At 70.1% G+C, this 21,396-nt stretch carries 14 protein-coding genes; 6 read left to right on the top strand and 8 right to left on the bottom strand.

What is annotated here, in order from left to right; translation table 11 throughout:
• Positions 1-167: 167 nt before the first annotated feature.
• From KFLA_RS24440 to KFLA_RS24460, 5 genes are read right to left on the bottom strand one after another with little or no spacing between them, the layout of a single operon-like run.
• Positions 168-1,211, bottom strand: coding sequence for a Gfo/Idh/MocA family protein (locus KFLA_RS24440; protein ID WP_012922500.1), 1,044 nt, complete (start codon positions 1,209-1,211; stop codon positions 168-170).
• Positions 1,208-2,260, bottom strand: a complete 1,053-nt coding sequence (locus KFLA_RS24445) for a Gfo/Idh/MocA family protein (protein ID WP_272941311.1) — start codon at positions 2,258-2,260, stop codon at positions 1,208-1,210. Before KFLA_RS24445 ends, KFLA_RS24440 begins: the two co-directional genes overlap by 4 nt.
• The gene (locus KFLA_RS24450) at positions 2,257-3,096 is read right to left on the bottom strand and encodes a carbohydrate ABC transporter permease (RefSeq protein ID WP_012922502.1); all 840 of its coding nucleotides are present in this window, start codon (positions 3,094-3,096) and stop codon (positions 2,257-2,259) included. Before KFLA_RS24450 ends, KFLA_RS24445 begins: the two co-directional genes overlap by 4 nt.
• Positions 3,089-3,973: a carbohydrate ABC transporter permease gene (locus tag KFLA_RS24455; RefSeq protein WP_012922503.1), complete on the bottom strand. Its 885-nt coding sequence runs from the start codon at positions 3,971-3,973 to the stop codon at positions 3,089-3,091. The genes KFLA_RS24450 and KFLA_RS24455 overlap by 8 nt, the downstream gene beginning before the upstream one ends.
• A complete protein-coding gene (locus tag KFLA_RS24460; protein WP_012922504.1) occupies positions 3,970-5,259 on the bottom strand; it encodes an ABC transporter substrate-binding protein in 1,290 nt (429 codons plus the stop codon). The genes KFLA_RS24455 and KFLA_RS24460 overlap by 4 nt, the downstream gene beginning before the upstream one ends.
• 155 nt (positions 5,260-5,414) lie before the next feature.
• On the opposite strand from KFLA_RS24460, the gene glgX reads away from it, so the two are divergent.
• Positions 5,415-7,514: a glycogen debranching protein GlgX gene (glgX, locus tag KFLA_RS24465; protein ID WP_148256725.1), complete on the top strand. Its 2,100-nt coding sequence runs from the start codon at positions 5,415-5,417 to the stop codon at positions 7,512-7,514.
• Here the strand turns inward: glgX and KFLA_RS24470 are convergent.
• Entirely contained in the window at positions 7,406-8,476 is a 1,071-nt protein-coding gene (locus KFLA_RS24470) for a hypothetical protein (protein WP_012922506.1), read from the bottom strand. The genes glgX and KFLA_RS24470 overlap by 109 nt on opposite strands.
• Positions 8,477-8,571: 95 nt before the next feature.
• On the opposite strand from KFLA_RS24470, the gene KFLA_RS24475 reads away from it, so the two are divergent.
• The 3 genes from KFLA_RS24475 to KFLA_RS24485 all read left to right on the top strand — a co-directional run bounded on the left by KFLA_RS24475 (position 8,572) and on the right by KFLA_RS24485 (position 11,028).
• The gene (locus tag KFLA_RS24475) at positions 8,572-9,438 is read left to right on the top strand and encodes a MerR family transcriptional regulator (protein ID WP_012922507.1); all 867 of its coding nucleotides are present in this window, start codon (positions 8,572-8,574) and stop codon (positions 9,436-9,438) included.
• On the top strand, positions 9,435-10,319 hold the full coding sequence (locus KFLA_RS24480) for a transglutaminase-like domain-containing protein (RefSeq protein ID WP_012922508.1): 885 nt from the start codon (positions 9,435-9,437) through the stop codon (positions 10,317-10,319). The genes KFLA_RS24475 and KFLA_RS24480 overlap by 4 nt, the downstream gene beginning before the upstream one ends.
• 175 nt (positions 10,320-10,494) lie before the next feature.
• The gene (locus KFLA_RS24485; protein WP_012922509.1) at positions 10,495-11,028 is read left to right on the top strand and encodes a hypothetical protein; all 534 of its coding nucleotides are present in this window, start codon (positions 10,495-10,497) and stop codon (positions 11,026-11,028) included.
• Between the two features lie 97 nt (positions 11,029-11,125).
• Here the strand turns inward: KFLA_RS24485 and glgP are convergent, their stop codons facing one another.
• Entirely contained in the window at positions 11,126-13,735 is a 2,610-nt protein-coding gene (glgP, locus tag KFLA_RS24490; protein ID WP_012922510.1) for an alpha-glucan family phosphorylase, read from the bottom strand.
• Positions 13,736-13,990: 255 nt separating this feature from the next.
• On the opposite strand from glgP, the gene KFLA_RS24495 reads away from it, so the two are divergent.
• Positions 13,991-15,979, top strand: a complete 1,989-nt coding sequence (locus tag KFLA_RS24495; RefSeq protein ID WP_012922511.1) for an alpha-1,4-glucan--maltose-1-phosphate maltosyltransferase — start codon at positions 13,991-13,993, stop codon at positions 15,977-15,979.
• A gap of 75 nt (positions 15,980-16,054) precedes the next feature.
• Here the strand turns inward: KFLA_RS24495 and KFLA_RS24500 are convergent, their stop codons facing one another.
• Positions 16,055-16,660, bottom strand: a complete 606-nt coding sequence (locus KFLA_RS24500) for a winged helix-turn-helix transcriptional regulator (protein ID WP_012922512.1) — start codon at positions 16,658-16,660, stop codon at positions 16,055-16,057.
• 325 nt (positions 16,661-16,985) lie between these two features.
• Here KFLA_RS24500 and KFLA_RS24505 point away from each other — a divergent pair, with 325 nt between their 5' ends.
• Positions 16,986-21,350, top strand: a complete 4,365-nt coding sequence (locus tag KFLA_RS24505) for a S8 family serine peptidase (protein WP_202797020.1) — start codon at positions 16,986-16,988, stop codon at positions 21,348-21,350.
• Positions 21,351-21,396 lie beyond the last annotated feature (46 nt).

A 21,396-nucleotide genomic window follows, 5' to 3' on the forward strand; every position in this document is an offset into this window, starting at 1 on the left:
GCCGGAGGTGCCCCTGGGCGTCGGCGGGCTGGTGCGGGTGGGCGCCACCCGGGGTAGCTGCCTTCGGCAGCAGTTGGTCGAGAGGCCGTGAGTTTGAGGTAGCGGCGGGGCCGGGTCGAGGTAGTGACCGGCCGGCGGGGACACGGTGGCGCCCCGCCGGGGGCGGCTTACAGGTCGACTGGTTGGCCGGAGTGGGCGGAGCGGCGGGCGGCGTCGACTATGCGGAGGGTGCGCAGGCCTACGTCGCCGTCGGGTTGGGGGACGACGGACGGGGGCTGGCCGGGGACTGCGGGGCCGGAGGTGCGGACCGCGGCGAGGAACTCGCCGAGCATGGCGGCGTCCAGGTCGCCGGCGACGGGCAGGTAGACCTCACCGGACGCGTCGGTGCCGCCGACGTGCGGGAGGAACGGGGCGATCTCCACCGAGCCGTTGGTGCCGGTGACCTGCAGCGTCACGCCACCCCAGGTCGGGCCGTTGTCCGGCACGCTCCAGGAGCAGTCGATCGTGGCGAGCAGGCCGTTCGCGTAGGTGATCGTGACCAACCCACCGGTCTCCACCTCGACGTCCTTGTCCTGGTGCAGCACGCGGTTCGCCGCGGCGTGCACCCGGACCGCCTCCGATCCACCGGTCAGCCCGTCGATCAGGTCGGCGCAGTGCACGGTGTGGTCCACCAGCGCTCCCCCGCCCGCCAGCTTGGCGTCGGTGAACCACTGCCGCTGGGCGTACGGGATCTTCCCGTTGTTCGTGCCCAGTACCGCGAACACCTCACCCAGCCGACCGGCCTCGACCGACGCCCGCAACCGCCCGTACGACGGCGCGAAGCGGACTGGGTAGGCGATCATCAGGATCACCCCGGCGGCCTCGCACGCGGCCAGCATCGCCTCCCCGTCGGCGACCTCGGTGGCCAGCGGCTTCTCGCAGAGCACGTGCGCGCCGGCGGCGGCCGCGCGCTCGACCAGCGGCCGGTGCAGCGCGTTCTCGCTCGTCACCACGACCGCGTCCGGGCCCCAGGCGAACAGTTCGTCGTACGAGTCGACGTGGTCCACCCCGAAGGCGGCGGCGAAGTCGGCCCCGCGCGGACCGGCGTCCGGAGCCGACGCGCCGTCCGGATCGGCCGTCAGCACCTGCACGTCGGGGGTCCGGGCGAGCAGCGACGCGTACGACGCCGCGTGGGTGTGCGCGAACGAGGCGATCGCGACCTTCAGGCTCATGCGGGCACTCCTGCCGGGTCGAAGCTGTTCATGTCGATCGTGCGGCCGGTCTCCATCGACGCGCGGGCCGCCTCGGCCAGGTAGACCGCGGCCGCTCCGTCGGCGGCGACCACGCGCGGCTCGGGACCACCGCGCAGGCCGATCGCCAGCTCGCGGAGCTGGGTCAGGTACGGGCTCTCGCCGAGCGTGGAGGCCGGGATCAGCAGGTCGCCGTCGCTCGCGCCGTCCTGCAGCTCCTCGGCGTACCCGGTGTCCTCGGCGGACGAGTACTCCAGCTGCCCAGTCGATCCGGCGATCGAGAAGCCGGACTTGAACTGCGTGCCGGTCGCACCCCAGGTGGCCCTGAGCTGGCTGAGCGCGCCGCCGGCGTGGGTCAAGGTCACGTGCGCGGCGACGTTGACCGGGGAGATCCCGTCGACGGTCGGCGGGCTCTGCACGGCGTACACGCTGGTCACCTCGCCGCAGATCCAGCGCGCCTGGTCGAGGTCGTGCACCATCAGGTCCATGATCACGCCGCCGGAGCGGGCCACGTCGCGGTACCAGCCGGCGCCGGCGGGCGAGCTGGCCTGCCGGAAGAACCGGGCCACCGCGACCTCGCCGATCCGGCCGGCCCGCACCGCGTCGTACGCCGCCTTGTACGCCGGGAAGAACCGCACCACGTGGGCCGGGTACAGCCGGACGCCGGCCGCGGCCGCCGCTTCGGCGAGCTCGTGCGAGGCCGCGGCGGTCAGCGTCAGCGGCTTCTCGCAGATCACGTCCCGGCCGGCCGCGATCGCCGCCAGGGTGATCTCCCGGTGGGTCGCAGACGGCGTCACGACGTCGACGACGTCCGCGGCGGCCAGCAGGTCGTCGAGCGAGTCCGCGACCTCGAGGCCGTAGCCCTCGGCCAACTCGGCGGCGCCGGCGTGGGAGTGGACCAGGACGCGGATGCCGAGCGCTTTCCAGGCCGCGACGTGGACGTGCGCGATGTTGCCCGCGCCCACCAGTCCGACCGTGAGGCCGGTGAGGTCTGTCATGGGATTCCTAACGTGAGTCCGGAACAGTGCTATTTGAGTCCAGAGAAGGCGATGCCTTCCACGACGCGACGCTGCAGCACGACGAAGAGGATCAGGACCGGCGCCATCGCCATCAGCGCCGCGGCCATCAGCACCCCGGGCGAGATGGTGCCCTGGTAGCCGCTGAGGGTGGCCAGGCCGACGGCCAGCGGCATCCGCTCGGGCGACGACGTGACCACGAGCGGCCAGAGCAGATCGGCCCAGGAGGCGAGCACGGTGATGATCGCCAGTGAGATCAGTCCGGGTTTGGCGACCGGCAGCACGACCTTCCAGAACGTCTGCCACGGGTTGCAGCCGTCCAGCCGGGCCGCCTCCTCCAGCTCCGCCGGGATCGACTTGAAGAACTGCATCATCAGGAACGTACCGAAGGCGCTGAAGACACCGGGCGCGACGATGCCCTGGATCGAGTCGAGCCAGCCGAGCTGCTGGATGATCTGGTACTGCGGGATCAGGTACACCTGGCTCGGCACCATCAGGATGGACAGGATCAGCGCCAGCATCACGCCCTTGAGCCGGAACGACATCCGGGCGAAGGCGTAACCGGCCATCGAGCACAGCACCAGCTGGCCGACCGTCCGGCCGACGGTGACCGCGATCGACACCCAGAACTGGTCCAGGAACGGCAGTCGCTGGAACACCTCCGAGAAGTTGCTCCAGCGCAGCTGCGCCGGCAGCAGGTCAGGCGGCACCGACTGGATCTCGGCCTGGCTGGAGAACGCCATCTTCAGCTGCCACAGGAACGGGAACATCATCACCAGGCTGCCGAGCATCAGCACGGCGTGCGCGAGCCGGTTGCTGCCGAGCCGCTGCCGGTCGGACCGACTAGTCATAGTTCACCCACCTGCGCTGGAAGCGGAACTGGAACAGGGTCAGCAGGCCGACGACCGCGAGGATCAGCACCGCGACCGCGGCGGCGTAGCCACGCTCGTTGCCGACGAAGGCCGCGTCGTAGAACAGGAACACCAGCGACTGCGTTTTCGGCATCACCGGGTTGGTCGGGCCGAGCAGCGCGAACAGCTGGTCGAACAGCTGGAACCCGGCGATCGTGGTGACCACCGAGAGGAAGAAGATCGACGGCGTCAGCAGCGGCACGGTGATCGACCGGAACTGCTGCACCTGGCTCGCGCCGTCCAGCGACGCCGCCTCGTACAGCTCGCCGGGAATGCCTTTCAGCCCGGCCGAGAGCACGATCATGTTGAAGCCGATCGACATCCACAGCCCGAGCAGCGCGACCGCGACCAGCGCGAACCACGGTGTGGTGATCCAGGACGGACCGTCGACCCCGACCACGCCGAGCGCCTGGTTCAGTACGCCGTACTCGCCGTTGTAGATGATCCGCCAGACCAGCGAGATCGCAGTCGGCATCGCGACGTACGGCAGGAAGAACAGGGTCCGGTAGATCATCACGCCGCGCAGGCCCGGGCGGTTCAGCAGGCTGGCGAACAGCACCGCCAGCGGGATGCCGAGCAGCACGATCGCCGTGTAGACGACCGTGTTGACCACCGCCCGGTAGACCTCGGAGTCGGCGAACAGCTGGCTGTAGTTCGCCCCGCCGACCCAGGTGCTGCCACCGAACGGGCCGGTCTCGGTGAAGCTGTCGTACAGCGTCTTCACCAACGGCCACAGGTAGAAGACCAGCACCCCGAGAAAGGTCGGCAGGACGAACAGCCACGGCCACCGGCCGTCCGCCGACCGGCGGCGGCTCACTTCTCCTTGCCCAGTGCCTCGTCCATCTTGGCGGCGACGTCCGGGCCCACCTCGGACATCGGCTTGTCACCGCCGAACGCGGGGGCGATCAGGTCGGTCTCGAGCTTGTTCCACACCGCGGTGTCCTTGCTCACCGGGTACGGCTCGGAGTACGACGAGGCCGCGTCGATGAACGTCGTCAGCGCGTACGGCGCGGAGTTGACGAAGTCGGTCTGGGTGCCGTTGAACGCCGGGTTCGCGGCGCCGGCCTTGGCCTGGATCAGCGCGGCGTCCTTGCCGCCGAGAAAGGCCAGGAACGCGGCCGCGGCCTGCGGGTTCTTCGACTTCGCGCTCATCACGTTGGCCAGCCCGTGGATCGGGGTCTTGCGCTCGCCGCTGGGCGCCTTCGGCAACGGCACGATGGCCAGGTCGTTCTTGACCGGCGACTTCAGCGCCATCGAGACCAGCCAGTTGCCGTTCCACATCATCGCGGCCTTGCCGCTGAAGAACCGCTCCCGGCCCGGGGTCTCGGCGTTCTGCGCGGCGGTCGGGGTGTAGCCGGCCTTGACCATGTCGGACCAGAACTGCAGCCCCTCGATCGACTTCGGGTCGCCGTACCCGGACTTGCCGTCCTTGAGCACGTAGCCGCCGTTGCTCATGATCGCCGGGTAGTAGTTGCCCTGGTTGCCCAGCTCGTCGCCGCTGGCGTAGATGCCCTTGGCCCCGAGCGCGGCCTTCAGCTTCGCCGCCGCGGCCTTGTAGTCGTCCCAGGTCCACTCCGCCGTCGGCGGCGCGACCTTGGCCTCGGCGAACAACTTTTTGTTGTACCACAGTGCAATCGTGTCGAAGTCCTTCGGTACGCCGTACTGCTTGCCGTCCCAGGAGTAGAGCTCGTTGAGCGCCTGTGGGTAGTTCGCCGGGTCGACCTGCTTGGCCTCCAGCAGGGTGTCCAGCGGGGCGAGCTGCTTGTTGGCAGCGAACAGCTGCAGGTTCGGGCCGTTCATCCAGAACACGTCGGGCAGGTTGTCCGACGAGCCCTGGGTCTTCAGCTTGGTGAAGTACTGGTCGAAGGTGGCCAGCGAGATCGACACCTTGACGTTCGGGTACTTGGCGTTGAAGGCCTTGACCACCTGCTGCATCGCGGGCTGCTGGTTGACGTCCCAGATCGCGTAGGTGAGGTCGCCCTTCACCTGCGCCGGGTCGTCGGGCACCTTCGCGTCGCCGGCAGAGCTGTCCGAGCCCCCGCCGCAGGCGGTCAGTGCGGTCGCGGCCAGCACGACGCCGGCCAGCAGAGCTGTGATTCGCATGGTTTTTTCTCCTCGGCTCCAGGCTCGAGTGGCACTAACTTTCCGTTGATGCGCGTGTCTGTTCATAACAGCCTTTCACGAACACTAGCAACACCGCTAGCGACAACTCCTGCCCATTGCGAGCGTGTTTGACAGGTCATGGGCAGAATGTGCCGGTGACCGAAGCCACCGCCGCCCCGAACGCGCTCGGCCCCGCCACCGCACCGGAACCCCGGCTCGGTGCGGAGGTCCGCTCCGACGGCACCACCTTCACGCTCTGGGCCCCGGCCGCCGAGCGGGTCGAGCTGGCGCTGATCGACGCCGACCGCCGCCAGCACAACCTCGACCTGACCCACACCGGTGAGTACTGGACCGGTTTCGTGCCCGGCGTCGGTCACGGCCAGCGGTACGGCTACCGGGTGCACGGCCCGTTCGACCCCGCGAACGGACTGCGGTTCCACCCCGCCAAGCTGCTGCTCGACCCGTACGCCCGCGCGGTCGACGGAACGCTGGACTTCACCAGCCCGCTGATCTACGACTCCTCCGACGGCGACTCGGCCGGACACGTCCCGGTCGGCGTGGTGGTCGCCGACGGCGCGCCGCCACCGCCGATCAGCCGGCCGGTGCCGTGGAGCGAGACAGTGATCTACGAGCTGCACACCAAGGGCTTCACCAAGCTGCACCCGGACATCCCCGAGCACCAGCGCGGCACGTACGCCGGTCTCGCGCACCCGGCCGTGATCGGCTACCTGACCGGCCTGGGCATCACCTCGGTCGAACTGCTGCCGATCCACCACTTCCTCACCGAGCCGGCCATCGCCGCCCGCGGCCTGCCGAACTACTGGGGCTACAACACGCTGAACTTCTTCGCCCCGCACGCTCCGTACTCGTCGGCCGGGTCGACCGGTGAGCAGGTGGCCGAGTTCAAGGCGATGGTCGCGGCCTTCCACGCCGCGGGCATCGAGGTGATACTCGACGTGGTCTACAACCACACCGCCGAGGGCGGCTTCGACGGGCCGACGCTGAGCTTCCGCGGGATCGACAACCGGGCCTACTACCGGCTCACCCACGGCGGCGTCACCTACGACGTCACCGGCACCGGCAACTCGCTGAACACCGCGCACCCGCAGGTCCGCCGGCTGGTGATGGACTCGCTGCGCTACTGGGTCGAGGAGATGGGCGTGGACGGGTTCCGGTTCGACCTGGCGGTGACGCTGATCCGCAACGAGCGGCACGAGGTCGACACCGTCAACCACCCGTTCCTGGCCGAGGTGGCCGCCGACCCGGTGCTCGGCCGGGTCAAGCTGATCTCCGAGCCCTGGGACGTCGGCCCGTTCGGCTACCAGGTCGGCAACTTCGGCACCCCGTGGTCGGAGTGGAACGGCAAGTTCCGCGACTCCGTCCGCGACGTCTGGCGGACCTCGTCGTACGGCGTCCAGGACCTGGCCTACCGGCTGTCCGGCTCCAGCGACCTGTACGGCGACGACGGGCGCTACCCGTACGCGTCGATCAACTTCGTCACCGCGCACGACGGCTTCACGCTGCGCGACCTGGTGTCGTACAACCACAAGCACAACGAGGCCAACCGCGAGGACAACCGCGACGGCACCGACGACAACCGGTCCTGGAACTGCGGCATCGAGGGCGAGACCGACGACCGGGGCGTGGTCGCGCTGCGCAAACGGCAGATGGCAAACCTGATGGCGACGCTGGTGCTGTCCACCGGGGTGCCGATGCTCACCGCCGGCGACGAGTGCGGCCGGACGCAGTACGGGAACAACAACGCATACTGCCAGGACAGCGAGATCTCCTGGTTCGACTGGACGCTGCCGTCGCTGTGGTCGGACCATCTCGCGCTGACGAAGAAGCTGCTGGCGCTGCGGGCGGCGCACCCGGCGCTGCGGCAGTGGCACTACTTCTCCGGCCAGCCGGTGGTGCCGGGCGGCCGCAAGGATCTGTCCTGGATCGCGCCGCACGGTGGCGAGATGACCGAGGCGGACTGGCACGACGGGAACCTGCGCACGATCGGCATGTTCCTGGCCGGCGACGCGCTGCGCGGTACCGATGCCGAAGGCAACGTGCTGACCGACAACTCGTTCCTGCTGGTGCTGAACGCGACCGCCGACGCGCGCGAGGTGGTGGTGCCGGACGCCTCCTGGGCGCCCGGCTACGAGGTCGTGCTGGACACGTCCGGCTCCGGGGTGACCGAGGTGGAGGCCGGCGCGATCGTTCCGCTCGCGCCGCGGTGCGTGGTCCTGCTGCGCGCGCTCAGCTGATACCAGCTGGCGGTGTCGGCCCAGATCGGGTGCGGGGTCAGGTAGGGGCGGAGCAAAGCGGTCAGGACGGGATCGCCGTGGCCGTTGAGCTCCGCGGTCGCGATCTGCCGGGCCGAGCCGGCCAGCAGATCCGCGAGCTGGACGCGGGGGTCGGTGCGCGAGTCGGTCTGCCGCAGGGCGAGAGGCGCGTCGTCCATCAGCAGGTTGACCTGGGCGATCCGGTGCACTGTCAAGGCGCTCTGCTCGTCATGGACCATCGCCACCGCGTTGCCGTCCGCGGACCAGTGCAGGGTGGTCTCGACCAGTGCGGGGATCAGCACCTCGAGCGGGGGCAGCAGGGTGCGGTCGTCGAACAGCCTGTCCCGTAAGGCGTCGAGCTGCGGCCGGCCGATCCGCCCGGCCGGCTCGGCCAGGGCCGGCTCGACCGGGTCGAACCGCGCTGCGACGGCCAGGAAGTCGTCGACGCGTTCGTCGTACGTCGTCTTGTTCTTGGACCGGAGCAGGTCGATGAAGCTCTGCAGCAGCGTCCACCAGCGTTCGCCGTACCGGGGGCCGTACAGGTGCAGGGCGAGGGCCGCGCGGCGGGCCGGCTCGTCGGCGTCGAGGCTGGTCCCGGTGCGGTAGTCGAGGCCGTCCGAGAACAACGCGCTCAGCCGGCCGGCGAGCAGGAAGTACTTGTCGGTGAGCTGGACCGCCGAGCGGCCGAGCAGCGGGCCCTCCGGTCCGAGCAGCCAGGTGAGCACCGGGCGCTGCTTGAACAGCCGCGCAGACTTGTACTCCCCCGCGCCGTACCGGGACTGCTCCCGCAGGTCCTCGACCCAGCGCCGCGCCTCCGCCGCCCCGACCCGCACGCTCGCGTGGGTGAAGACCCGGGTGTCCGGATCCAGCAGGTTGCTGCCCGAGAAGCCGGACTCGTCGCAGGCGATCTCGACGAGCCCCGACCCGACGGGCTGCACGGACATCACCCCATGATCGACGGCGCCAGGACATCCCGCCACGCAATTAGGGGGTAGTCCTCACTTCACTTTGCCCCTGGGGCAGGGTGTTGGGTAGGGGCATGGAGCAGGTCGAGCTGACGATCAGCGAGTTCGGGCGACGGGCAGGTCTGTCCCACAAGGCGCTGCGCTTGTACGACGTGTCGGGGTTGCTGCCGCCGGCCCGGGTCGACCCGGTCACCGGCTACCGGCTGTACGACGAGGCGCAGCTGGAGCGGGCCCGGCGGATCAGCATGCTGCGGCAGATCGACATGCCGCTGAGCACGATCGCGGAGGTCCTGGCCGGGACCGACGAGGAGGCGCTGATCCGGCTGGACCGCTGGTGGGCCGCCGAACTGGCGACCACCGAGGCCCGGCAAGCGACGCTGGAGTACCTGCGGGACCGGCTGATCCGCTCCGGCTCGCCGGGACTGGCGCCGCGCCCGGTGCTGGTCCGCGACGTGCCGGAGACCAAGGTCGCCTCGATCCGGGTGGACACCGACCAGCAGGGCCTGATGGGCGAGATCGTGGCGGCGACGATCGAGATCCGGGCCCACCTCACCGCGGTCGCGGCCGAACTGCCGGGCGGTTCGTGGGTGATCTACCACGGCGCCGTCACCCCGGAGAACGAGGCGGCGGTCGAGATCTGCGTCCCGTTCACCGGGCTGGTCGACCCGGCCGGCCCGATCGGGATCCGGCTGGAGCCGGCCCACACCGAGGCCTACTGCACGATCAGCAGGGACGACTGCGTCTACCCGCGGATCATGCTCGCCTACGACCTGGTGGACGACTGGGTCCGGCACACCGGCCACCCGACCACCGGCCCGGCCCGCGAGATCTACCACCCCGGCTTCCGCGACCTGAACAGCTCCGATCCCGCGGTGGACATCGCGCAGCCGATCAGACCCTCAGCCACCACGATCCGCTTCCCGGAAGGAACCGCCCGATGAACTACACCCAGCAGACCGCCTACAGCGACCCGGGCGAGTACGCCGTCCTGCTCGACCCGCTGCCGACGAACATCCCCGAGCTGACCGCGGTGATCCGGAACCTGCTGATCCACTACCGGGGCGGCGGGATCCAGTTCACCGGGGAGCGCCTGGAGGAGATCAACCACCGCTGGATCGACGCCCTGCTCGCCACCGACCAGCGCCGCAACGGAACTCCGCTGACCACACCGCGGGCGCCCGAGGACCGAGTCGCCGGCTGCTGCCGGGACTACGCGCTGCTGCTGGTCTCCGCCCTGCGCCACCAGGGCGTCCCGGCCCGGACAAGGATCGGCTTCGCGACGTACTTCCAGCCGGGGTGGAACGCCGACCACGTGATCACGGAGTACTGGAACGGCGATCGGTGGGTGCAGGTGGACGGGCAGCTCGAGCCCGGCGAGCACTGGGGCTTCGACGTGCAGGACCTGCCTGCCGGGCACTTCCGGTCGGCGGCCGAGGTGTGGCGCGGGTTCCGGGCCGGCGAGATCGACGGCGAGACCTGCGGCGTGGACCCGACGCTGCCGTTCCGCGGCGGCTGGTTCATCCGTGACTACGTCTTCCTTCAGCTGGCCCACCTGCAGGGCGACGAGCTGCTGCTGTGGGACGGCTGGGGCGCGATGGCCGACGACCTGTCGATGGACCTCACCCCGACCGACGAGCTGGCCGCGCTGCTGCTCGCGGCCGATGCCGGCGACGAGGCCGCCGCCACCAAGCTCCGCGACCGCTACCGCGAGGACCCGGACCTGCACCCGGGCGAACGGATCGAGGTCCGCTCCCCCAGCGGCACGCCGCCGTACCTGGTCGACCTCGCCACCCGGCAGAAGCTGCCCTGGCCCGCCGGCTGACCGGCCCGCGTCACTGGCCCAGCAGGCGTCACCTTCTTGTTTTGATCTGAGGACCGGCGAAACCACTCCTGCGTCCTGCCACCGCACAGCGATCCAGGGCATACCGCGCAGGAGGTAGCTGGAGAGCCTTCGCCGGGCCGATGCCGCGGAGGCGCCGGGCGCCGAGGATCGAGGTATGAGTACAGCGCTGCAAATCCGACCTCGCGCCACGACGCCGTGGCGGCTGGCCGGACGCCCTCGCAAGCTGCTGCTGGTCCTGCACCTGGCGTCGGTCGGCTCCTGGCTCGGTATCGACGTGACCATGGCAGTCCTGGTGTTCACCGCCCTGGGCGCCGACGACCCGGGCACCCGGTCGTTGTGCTTCCGGGCGCTGGAGCTGGTCGCGGTCTGGCCGATGACGATCTCCGGACTGACCTGTCTGGTCACCGGCGTGATCCTGGCCTACGGCAGCAAGTACGGCCTGACGAAGTACTGGTGGGTGGTCGTGAAGCTGGTGCTGAACCTGCTACTGACCACGTTGGTCCTGATCGCACTGCGGCCGGGCGTGAACGACATGGCCGAGCAGGCCCGGATCCAGGAAGCCGGTGGCCCGGCGATGGCTCCGGCCAGCGACCTGATCTTCCCACCGATCGTCTCGCCGACGCTGCTGATGGTCGCGGTCGTCCTGTCGGTCTTCAAGCCCTGGGGACGGCTGCGGCGCAACCGGTGAAAAGGCCAGGCGCCGGGCACCCGCGAAGGGGTGCCCGGCGCCTGCGACCGGTTCGGCCGGACTCAGATGTCGGCCGGCCTCAGAACCTCCGCCGCACTCAGAACTCCGAGCCGGCCGGCAGGTCCGGGGTGTCCGGGTCGTCGGGGTCGGACGGGCCGGCGGCCAGGCCGAGCTCGGCCGGGCTGGCCAGCATCGCGTTCTTCGGCAGCACCCGGACGGTGTAGCCGAAGGCGCCGGTGCGGTCCAGCTTCAGCTCGCCCTCGAAACGGTGCCGGTTGCCCTCGTAGGTCTCGGCCAGCGACAGCGAGACCCGGACGGCGTCGGTGATCTCGTCGGTCGAGTCCACCCGGCCGTGCAGCGCCTCGACGTCGATGTCGCTCGGGGTCAGGTCACCCAGGCTGACGAACGCGCGGATGCCGACCGTGGTGCCGAGCTGCGGCACGTCGCCGAGGCCCTGCAGCTCCACGTGGTCGACCCGGATCTGCGGCCAGGCCGCCCGCACCTTCTTCTTCCAGGCGGCCAGCGCGCGGGCGCCGTCGTACGTGCTGTTCAGGTGCCGCGACGACTGCGCGGCCGGCACGTACAGCTGCTCGACGTAGTCGCGGACCATCCGGGTGGCCAGCACCTTCGGGCCGAGCTCCTTGATCGTGTGCCGCAGCATCTCGATCCAGCGGCCGGGCACCTCGCCGTCGTAGAACCGCGGCGCGACCTGCTTCTCGATCAGGTCGTACAGCGCGTGCGCCTCGAGGTCGTCCCGCCGGTCGGTGTCCTCGATGCCCTCCGCGGACGGGATCGCCCAGCCGAACTCGTCGTCGTACCACTCGTCCCACCAGCCGTCGCGGATGGACAGGTTGAGCGCGCCGTTCAGCGCGGCCTTCATGCCGGACGTGCCGCACGCCTCGTACGGGCGCAGCGGGTTGTTCAGCCAGACGTCGCAGCCCGGGTACATCGGCTGCGCCAGCGCGATGTCGTAGTCGGGCACGAACACGATCCGGTGCCGCAGCTCCGGGTCGTCGGCGAACCGGACCATCTCCTGGATCAGCTTCTTGCCGCCCTCGTCGGCCGGGTGCGCCTTGCCGGCGATCACGATCTGGACCGGCCGGGTCGGGTGCAGCAGCAGCCGCTTCAGCCGGTCGGTGTCGCGCAGCATCAGCGTCAGCCGCTTGTACGACGGGACGCGGCGGGCGAAGCCCATCGTCAGCACGTCCGGGTCCAGGATCGAGTCGACCCAGCCCAGCTCGGCGTCGCTGGCGCCCCGGTTGATCCAGGACGCCCGGACCCGGGAGCGGGTGTCGTCGATGAAGCGCTGGCGCAGGATCCGCTTGGTCTCCCACAGCTGCGCGTCGGTGGTCTTGTCCAGACCCTCGAACATGTCCTCGGAGTCGCCCTGGTCGGCGTTCGCGTAGGTCAGCGCCGAGATCTCCCGGGCCACCCAGGTCGGCGCGTGCACGCCGTTGGTGATCGACGTGATCGGCACGTCGGTGGCGTCGAAGCTCGGCCAGAGCCCGGCGAACATGCCCCGGCTGACCACGCCGTGCAGCTTGGACACGCCGTTGGCGCGCTGGGCCAGCCGCAGGCCCATGATCGCCATGTTGAACACGCCCGGGTCGCCGCCCTCGAAGTCCTCGGCGCCGAGCGCGAGGATCCGGTCCACCGGCACGCCGTCGCCGAACGCGTCCGGCGAGAAGTGCTGCTGGATCAGCTCGACCGGGAACCGGTCGATGCCGGCCGGCACCGGGGTGTGGGTGGTGAAGACGGTGCCGCCGCGGGCGACCTCGAGCGCGGTGTCGAAGTCCAGCTGCTGCTCGGTGGCCAGCTCGCGGATCCGCTCGATGCCGAGGAAGCCGGCGTGCCCCTCGTTGGTGTGGAACACCTCGGGGCTCGGATGGCCGGTGACCCGGCAGAAGGTGCGGACGGCGCGGACGCCGCCGACACCCAGCAGCAGCTCCTGGAGCAGCCGGTGCTCGGTGTTGCCGCCGTACAGCCGGTCGGTGACCTCGCGCTCGGCGGGCTCGTTCTCCTCCATGTCGGAGTCGAGCATCAGCAGCGGCACCCGGCCGACCTGGGCGACCCAGATCTGGGCATGCAGCTGGCGGCCCTCGGGCAGCGTGACCGACACGGTGGCCGGCGCAGCGCCCGGGTCGGGGCCGTCGCGGAGCAGGCTGATCGGCAGCCCGTCGGGGTCGACCAGCGGGTACCGCTCCTGCTGCCAGCCCTCGCGGTTCAGCGACTGGCCGAAGTAGCCGTGCCGGTAGAGCAGCCCGACGCCGATCAGCGGCACACCGAGGTCGCTCGCGGCCTTCAGGTGGTCACCGGCCAGGATGCCCAGGCCACCGGAGTACTGCGGCAGCACGTGGGTGATGCCGAACTCCGGCGAGAAGTAGGCCACCGAGGCGACCGGGGAACCGGCCGCGGCCTGGAACCAGCGGTCGTCGGACACGTAACCGTGCAGGTCGGTCACGGCCAGTTCGAGCCGGCGCAGGAAGGCTTGGTCGTTCGCCAGCTCGTCGAGCCGGGCCGCCGGGACCTCGCCGAGCAGGCGGACCGGGTCACCGCCGGTGCTGCGCCACAACTGGGGGTCGACAGCCTCGAAGACGTCCTGTGTCTCGGGATGCCAGGCCCAGCGCAGGTTGTTCACCAGGGTGCCGAGGCCGGTCAGCGGCTCGGGCAGGACAGGGCGGACGGAGAATCGTCGTATCGCTCGCACCGGGACACCGTACTCGCCGAGACCGGCGCTGGCACCTTCGGCGTGCATCGATTTTGCAACGCGAGCAAGATCTTGCAGAACCTTCAGGCGGGCGGGCGACCGATGTTCGGACAGAAGAGTCCGTTTCGTGGACCGAACCGTGACGTGTGCATGCGACGAGGCGGGCCCGGGAACCGATAACGTCAGACCTGTCATTCACTTGTCCATGACTTGCCCGCGGCAACCGAGCCGGAAAGCGAAGGTTCTTCGACCACCATGACTGGGCGCATCCCGATCACCGAGGTCACCCCGACCGTCGACGCCGGAGCGTATCCGGCCAAGGCCTCCGTCGGCGAGACGTTCACCATCGCGGCCACGGTGTTCCGTGAAGGCCACGACGCGGTGAACGCGAACGTCGTGCTGACGTCGCCGTCGGGCCAGACCAGACGGATGCTGATGACGCCGGTCGGTCAGGGCACGGACCGGTGGACCGTCGACGTCACGCTGCAGGAGCAGGGCGCCTGGACGTTCGCGATCGAGGGCTGGAGCGACCCGTACGGCACCTGGCGGCACAACGCCGAGATCAAGGTGCCGGCCGGCATCGACGTCGACCTGATGTTCGCCGAGGGCGCCGCGTTCTTCGACCGGGCCGCCGCCGGAGTGCCGCCGGCCGTCCGGCTGGACCGCAGCACGCTGAGCGACGCCGCGCAGGCGCTGGCCAACGGCGCGCTGCCGCCGGAGGCGCGGCTGGCCGCGGGCATCTCGCCGCAGGTGCGCTCGGCGCTCGGCCGCTACCCGGTCCGCGAGCTGATCACCTCCTCGGAGACCTACCCGATCTGGGTCGACCGCCAGCTCGCGCTGTACGGCAGCTGGTACGAGTTCTTCCCCCGCTCCGAGGGCGCCCGGTACGACGAGCAGTCCGGCGAGTGGAAGTCCGGCACGTTCCGGACCGCGGCCGAACGCCTCGACGCGGTCGCGGCGATGGGCTTCGACGTGCTCTACGTGCCGCCGATCCACCCGATCGGCACGTCGTACCGCAAGGGCCCGAACAACACCCTCGACCCGAAGCCGGGCGACCCCGGTTCGCCGTGGGCGATCGGTTCCGAGGACGGCGGGCACGACGCGATCCACCCCGAGCTCGGCACCTTCGAGGACTTCGACTACTTCGTCGGGCGGGCCCGCGAGCTGGGCCTCGAGGTCGCGATCGACCTGGCCCTGCAGGCCTCGCCGGACCACCCGTGGGTCAAGGAGCACCCGAAGTGGTTCTCGGTCCGCGCCGACGGCTCGATCGCCTACGCGGAGAACCCGCCGAAGAAGTACCAGGACATCTACCCGATCAACTTCGACAACGACCCCGAGGGCATCTACGCCGAGGTGCTGCGGATCGTGAAGCTGTGGATCTCCCACGGCGTCACCGTGTTCCGGGTCGACAACCCGCACACCAAGCCGGTGAACTTCTGGCAGTGGCTGCTCGGCGAGGTCCGGCAGACCGACCCGGACGTGGTCTTCCTGTCCGAGGCCTTCACCCGGCGGCCGATGATGCGGGAGCTGGCCAAGGTCGGTTTCCACCAGTCGTACACGTACTTCACCTGGCGCAACGAGAAGTGGGAGCTGGAAGAGTACCTGCAGGAGCTGACCCAGGAGACCGGCCACTACCTGCGGCCGAACTTCTTCGTCAACACGCCGGACATCCTGACCGCGTACCTGCAGTACGGCGGGCCGGGCGCGTTCAAGATCCGCGCCGCGATCGCCGCCACCTCGTCCCCGGCGTGGGGCGTGTACGCCGGTTACGAGCTGTTCGAGCACGTCGCCCTGCGGCCCGGCTCCGAGGAGTACCTGGACACCGAGAAGTTCCAGCTCCGGCCGCGCGACTGGGAAGCGGCCGCCGCGGAGGGACGCACGCTCGCGCCGTACCTGACGCTGCTGAACAACATCCGCCGCCGGCACCCGGCCCTGCAGCAGCTGCGCAACCTCAGCCTGCACTCGGTCGAGGACGACGCGATCCTGTGCTACTCCAAGCGCACCACCGGTGTGGACGGCCACACCGACACGGTGATCGTGGTGGTGAACACCGACCCGCACGCGGTCCGCGAGTCGATGGTGCACCTGGACATGACCGCGCTCGGCATGCGCCCGGACGACACCTTCACCGTGTACGACGAGATCACCGGCGCGACCTGGCGCTGGGGTCAGAGCAACTACGTCAAGCTCGACCCGAACGGCGAACCCGCCCACGTGCTCGCCGTCCGCCGCGGCCAGGCCTGACCCCCGTTCGCAGCGTCCGGAGAACCTGGGCCGACAGCCCGGGTTCTTCGGACACCGCCGGTCCGGCCCGCGGGTTCAGCCCGCGCGGAGGCCGGTGACGGCTGGGCGTTGGTGGTCGGCCAGCCGGAAGCCGGTGCCACGGACGGCGTCGATGGTGACCGTGGTGCCGAGTTCGTCCAGCTTCCGGCGGAGCCGCTTGACCAGCGAGTGCACGTCCGCCGTACCGCGCAGGTGCCGGTTCCGCCAGACCGCCTGGTGCAGCGCCTCATAGGTCCAGACCCGAACCGGCTCGCTCATCAAGCGGGCGAGCAGATCGTGCTCGAGATCGGTCAGCGGGACCTCCCGGCCGCGCCATTGGGCGGCCGAGCGGGCCGAGTCCAGCGTCAGCACCTCCCCGTCGCCCTGCTCCCCCGCGACCAGGTACGCGGCGACTGCCCCCTGCTTCGGAGCAGAATCCGGCTGCTCGGCCGGCACGGGTGGCGGGTCCTGAGCGGGAATGAGCAGTTTGCGCAGCTCGTCCAGGTTCGAGACGAGCAGCAGCGGCGCGACGTCGTCGACCAGTTCGGCCAGGCGCACGCGGTCCTCGACGGAGGCCGCAACGGCGATCAGCAGGGGAAACGGCTCGGACGACAGATCGATGGCGCCGTCGTCGCTGGGGGCGGAGACACGGGCGGTGACCATCCGATCACGATGTCAACCTCTGCCTTTAATCGTCAACGAACTGACAAAATCTGTCCGAACTTGCCCAGAACGGCTCTACCGCTGGTGACATCTTGCTCACGAAGTGTGCTTGTTCACGTTGTCTTCTGACACATAAGGTCCACGTCAGGCTTGCGGCGTCACACGCCGCGACCTGGGGGGAACGGTGCGTTCGCAGAACCGGTTCAGCTGGCCGGCGGCGGTCCGCCCTGCACCCCCGCACGTTGGCTCGGGGGCCGACTCGGGGATGTACAAGTGAGGGGCACAGATGTCACACACGAGACGAAAGGGCCTCGCCAGATCACTGGTGAGTGCTCTGGCGGCGGCGGCCGTGGTCGCCACCGGGCTGGCGGGCGCAGGCACCGCCCAGGCCGCGCCGACAGCTCCGGCCGCTGACCCGGCGTCGAAGATCAAGCCCGACCTGCTGAGCAAGCTGGAGGGCAAGGACGCCAAAGAGGCGACCGACTACTGGGTCCGGTTCTCCGCCAAGGCCGACCTGAGCAAGGCCGGCACGATCACCGACTGGAACCAGCGCGGCACCGCCGTCGCCGCCGCGCTGCGCAAGACCGCCGCGGAAAGCCAGGCCGGCGTCAAGGCCGAACTGGACGCGCAGAAGGTGAAGTACCAGGCGTTCTGGGGCACCAACGCCATCCGCGTCTCCAGCGGCTCGCTCGCGCTGGCGCAGAGCCTGGCCACCCATGCCGAGGTCGAGGGCCTCTACACCCCGACCGTGCTCGAGGTGCCGAAGGTCACCCAGGGCAAGGACGAGCGCCAGATCAACGCGCTCGAGTGGGGCCTGGCGAACATCAACGCCGACGACGTCTGGTCGCAGTACGGCGACAAGGGCGCCGGCATCGTGATCGCCAACATCGACACCGGGGTCCAGTACGACCACCCGGCGCTGGTGAAGCAGTACCGCGGCAACCTGGGCAACGGCCAGTTCGACCACAACTACAACTGGTTCGACGCGGCCGGTACGTCGCCCGCGGCGCCCGCCGACGGCAACGGCCACGGCACCCACACGATGGGCACGATGGTCGGTGACGACGGCGCGGGCAACCAGATCGGCGTCGCCCCGGCGGTCAAGTGGATCGCCGCGAACGGCTGCTGCCCCAGCGACGCGGCCCTGATCACCTCCGGTCAGTGGATGCTCGAGCCGACCAACCTCGCCGGGCAGAACCCGGACGCGAGCAAGCGGCCGAACATCATCAACAACTCGTGGGGCTCGACCCTGCCCTCCAACGACCCGTTCATGGAGGACATCACGCTGGCCTGGACGGCGTCCGGCATCTTCGGCGCGTTCTCCAACGGCAACAGCGGCTCGGCCTGCCAGACCAGCGGTTCGCCGGGCAGCCTGCAGAGCAACTACTCGGCCGGCGCGTACGACATCAACAACACCATCGCCTCGTTCTCCGGCCGCGGTGTCGGCCAGAACGGCGAGATCAAGCCGAACCTCGCGGCCCCCGGCGTGAACGTCCGCTCCAGCATTCCCGGCAGCGGCTACGCCAGCTTCAACGGCACCTCGATGGCCTCGCCGCACCTCGCGGGCACCATCGCGCTGCTGTGGTCGGCCGCACCGGCGCTCAAGGGCGACGTGCCGGCCACCCGCGCGCTGCTGGACAACGCCGCGGTCGACAAGGCCGACAGCCAGTGCGGCGGCACCACCGACGACAACAACGTGTACGGCGAGGGCCGGCTCGACGCGCTCGCGCTGCTGAACGCGGCGCCGATCGGTGACACCGGCACGCTGACCGGCAAGGTCAGCTCGGCCACCGGCGTGCTCGCCGGCGCCTCGGTCAAGGTGACCGCGGCCGGCCAGCCCGAGCGCACGCTGACCACCGGCGCGGACGGTCGCTACTCGTCCGTGCTGCCGGCCGGCGACTACACGCTGACCGCCGCGTCGTTCGGCTACAAGAGCCAGACGACCACCGCGACGGTGACCCTCAACACGACCACCACCAAGGACTTCGTGCTGGAGTCCGCGCCGTCGGTCACCATCGGCGGCTCCGTCACCGACGGGTCCGGCCACGGCTGGCCGCTGTACGCGAAGGTCAGCGTCGAGGGTCCGGGTGGCGTCTTCGACTACACCAACCCGACCAACGGCCGGTACAGCTTCACCGTGCCGTCCGGCACCGCGTACACGCTGAAGGTCGAGGCGCAGTACCCGGGCTACCAGACCGTCACCCAGGCGGTCACCGTCGGCGCGGGCAACTTGACCAAGAACATCGAGGTCCCGGTCCGCAGTGACGCCTGCGCCACCGCGCCGGGGTACCGCAACGGCTCGGACGGGGTGTACGAGACCTTCGACACCACCGCCGCGCCGAACGGCTGGACCGTCGTGGACAACAAGGGCAACGGCCAGGTCTGGAAGTTCGAGGACCTCGGCAAGCGGGGCAACCTGACCGGCGGTGGCGGCGGCTTCGCCATCGTCGACAGCGACGAGTACGGTTCGGGCCAGCAGCAGGACACCTCGCTGGTCAGCCCGGTCGTCGACCTGACCGACGTCGCGGCGCCGGTGATCCGCTTCAACCAGGACTTCAACCGGCTGGGCGGCGAGAAGGCCGACGTCGACCTGTCGATCGACGGTGGTTCGACCTGGACCAACGTGCTCAGCCAGACCACCGCGGACGTCCGCGGCGTGAAGGAGATCGCGATCCCGCAGGCGGCCGGCCAGTCGGCCGTGCAGGTCCGTTTCCACTACTACGACGCCTCGTACGAGTGGTGGTGGCAGGTCGACAGCGTGCTGATCGGCACCCAGATCACCTGTGAGCCGGTCGGCGGCGGCATCGTCGTCGGCAACGTCAAGGACGCCAACACCAACGGCTTCGTCAACGGCGCCGTCGTCACCCGTGACGACGAGCCGACCCAGTCCGCGGTCACCGTCGCCACGCCGGAGGACACCGGTCTGGCCGACGGCTTCTACTGGCTGTACTCGTCGGAGTCCGGCGTGCACGGCTTCACCGCCAAGGCCGGTGGCTACGTCAGCGGCACGCAGAACGTCGACGTCGAGGCCGACTGGGTCACGGCGGCGAACTTCTCGCTCGCGGCCGGCCGGCTGTCGGTCACGCCGACCACGATCGAGGGCACCTTGAAGATGCCCACCGGCAAAATCACCAAGTCGTTCACGGTCAAGAACACCGGTGGCGCACCGGTGGAGCTGAAGTTCGGTGAGCGCGACGGCGGCTTCGAGATCGCCAACGCCGGCGGCGGCACCACCACCAAGACCCAGGTGCTGACCGGTGCCGGTGCTCCGCTGCAGCGGCTCGAGGTTCCGACCTCGTTCGCCAGCAAGCTGTCCGCCAAGGTGGCCGGCGCGCCCGCCGTGCCGAAGCCGCTGGCGGCTCCGTGGGCCGACATCGCCGACTACCCCGCGACCGTGATGGACAACCGGGTGGTTCACCTCGACGGCAAGATCTACTCGATCGCCGGCGGGAACGGCAGCGCCGCCAGCGCAGCCGCCCACGTGTACGACCCGGCCTCGCTGGCCTGGACCGCGATCGCCCCGTTGCCGGGCGCTCGCAACGCGATCACCGTCGGCGCCGTCGGCGGCAAGATCATCGCCAGCTCCGGCTGGGGCAGCGCCGGTCCGGACGCGGCGACCTGGTCGTACGACCCGGCCGCCAACGCCTGGTCCCCGGTGGCGAACAACCCGGCGCCGCGCGCGGCCGCCGGCCAGGCCGTGCTCGACGGCAAGCTGTACGCCGTCGGTGGCTGCACCACGGCCAGCTGCACGCCGATGTCGAACACCGTCGTCGCCTACGACGCGGCCGCCAACACCTGGCAGACGCTGGCCAACTACCCGAAGTCGGTGGCGTTCGCCTCCTGCGGCGCGATCGACGGCAAGGTGTACTGCTCCGGCGGCAACGACGGCACGGCCGCGCAGAAGGCCGGTTACGTCTACGACCCGGCCACCAACGCGTGGTCCGCGATCGCCGACTCCCCGGCCGACCACTGGGCGGCGTCGTTCGCCGTTGCCGGTGGCAAGCTGCTGGTCGTCGGCGGGGTCCAGACCGGTGCCGTGACGAACGCGGGCTTCGCGTTCGACCCGGCCGCCGGCACCTGGGCGGCGCTGCCGAACGCGAACAACCCGCGCTACCGCGGCGCGGCGGCGTGCGGCTTCTACAAGGTCGGCGGCTCGTCCGGCGGCTTCACCGCGACCGCGGACAGTGAGGTCCTGCCGGGCCTCGAGGACTGTGCCGAGTCGTCGGCCGACGTCAGCTGGCTGAGCATCGACAAGACCGAGGCCACCTTGGCCCCGGGCGCCAGCACGACGGTCAAGGTGACGCTCACCGCGAGCGTCGACCAGCCGGGCAAGTACTCCGGTTCGGTGACCATCGCCGAGAACACCCCGTACTCCGTGGAGCCGGTGGCCGTGACGATGAACGTCACTCCGCCGACCACCTGGAGCAAGCTGCTGGGCACGGTCACCGGGGTCGCCACCTCCGGCGCGACCGCCCCGCTGCCGGGTGCGATCGTCCAGGTCGACTCCTGGGCCTCGTCGTACACCTTCACGACCGATGCCCAGGGCAAGTACGCCTACTGGCTCGACCGCCGCAACAACCCGCTCACCCTGATCGCGGCCAAGGACGGCTACCGCCCCCAGACGCGCACCACGCGCCTGGTCGCCGGCCAGCCCGCCGTGGAGGACTTCGCCCTGAAGTCCATCAGGTAGTCACCACTCAGCAACGCACCCGGCCCTCGCCCGCACCTCGGGGCGG

The sequence above is a fragment of the Kribbella flavida DSM 17836 genome (assembly GCF_000024345.1).
In the GTDB taxonomy this organism is placed as follows: Bacteria; Actinomycetota; Actinomycetes; order Propionibacteriales; family Kribbellaceae; genus Kribbella; species Kribbella flavida.

Coding starts and splice junctions, on each gene's coding strand:
- KFLA_RS24500 (WP_012922512.1), bottom strand. CDS start 16,660: ATGGTCACCGCCCGTGTCTCCGCCCCCAGCGACGACGGCGCCATCGAT.
- KFLA_RS24495 (WP_012922511.1), top strand. CDS start 13,991: ATGACTGGGCGCATCCCGATCACCGAGGTCACCCCGACCGTCGACGCC.
- KFLA_RS24475 (WP_012922507.1), top strand. CDS start 8,572: ATGGAGCAGGTCGAGCTGACGATCAGCGAGTTCGGGCGACGGGCAGGT.
- KFLA_RS24485 (WP_012922509.1), top strand. CDS start 10,495: ATGAGTACAGCGCTGCAAATCCGACCTCGCGCCACGACGCCGTGGCGG.
- KFLA_RS24480 (WP_012922508.1), top strand. CDS start 9,435: ATGAACTACACCCAGCAGACCGCCTACAGCGACCCGGGCGAGTACGCC.
- KFLA_RS24460 (WP_012922504.1), bottom strand. CDS start 5,259: ATGCGAATCACAGCTCTGCTGGCCGGCGTCGTGCTGGCCGCGACCGCA.
- KFLA_RS24440 (WP_012922500.1), bottom strand. CDS start 1,211: ATGAGCCTGAAGGTCGCGATCGCCTCGTTCGCGCACACCCACGCGGCG.
- KFLA_RS24470 (WP_012922506.1), bottom strand. CDS start 8,476: ATGTCCGTGCAGCCCGTCGGGTCGGGGCTCGTCGAGATCGCCTGCGAC.
- KFLA_RS24450 (WP_012922502.1), bottom strand. CDS start 3,096: ATGACTAGTCGGTCCGACCGGCAGCGGCTCGGCAGCAACCGGCTCGCG.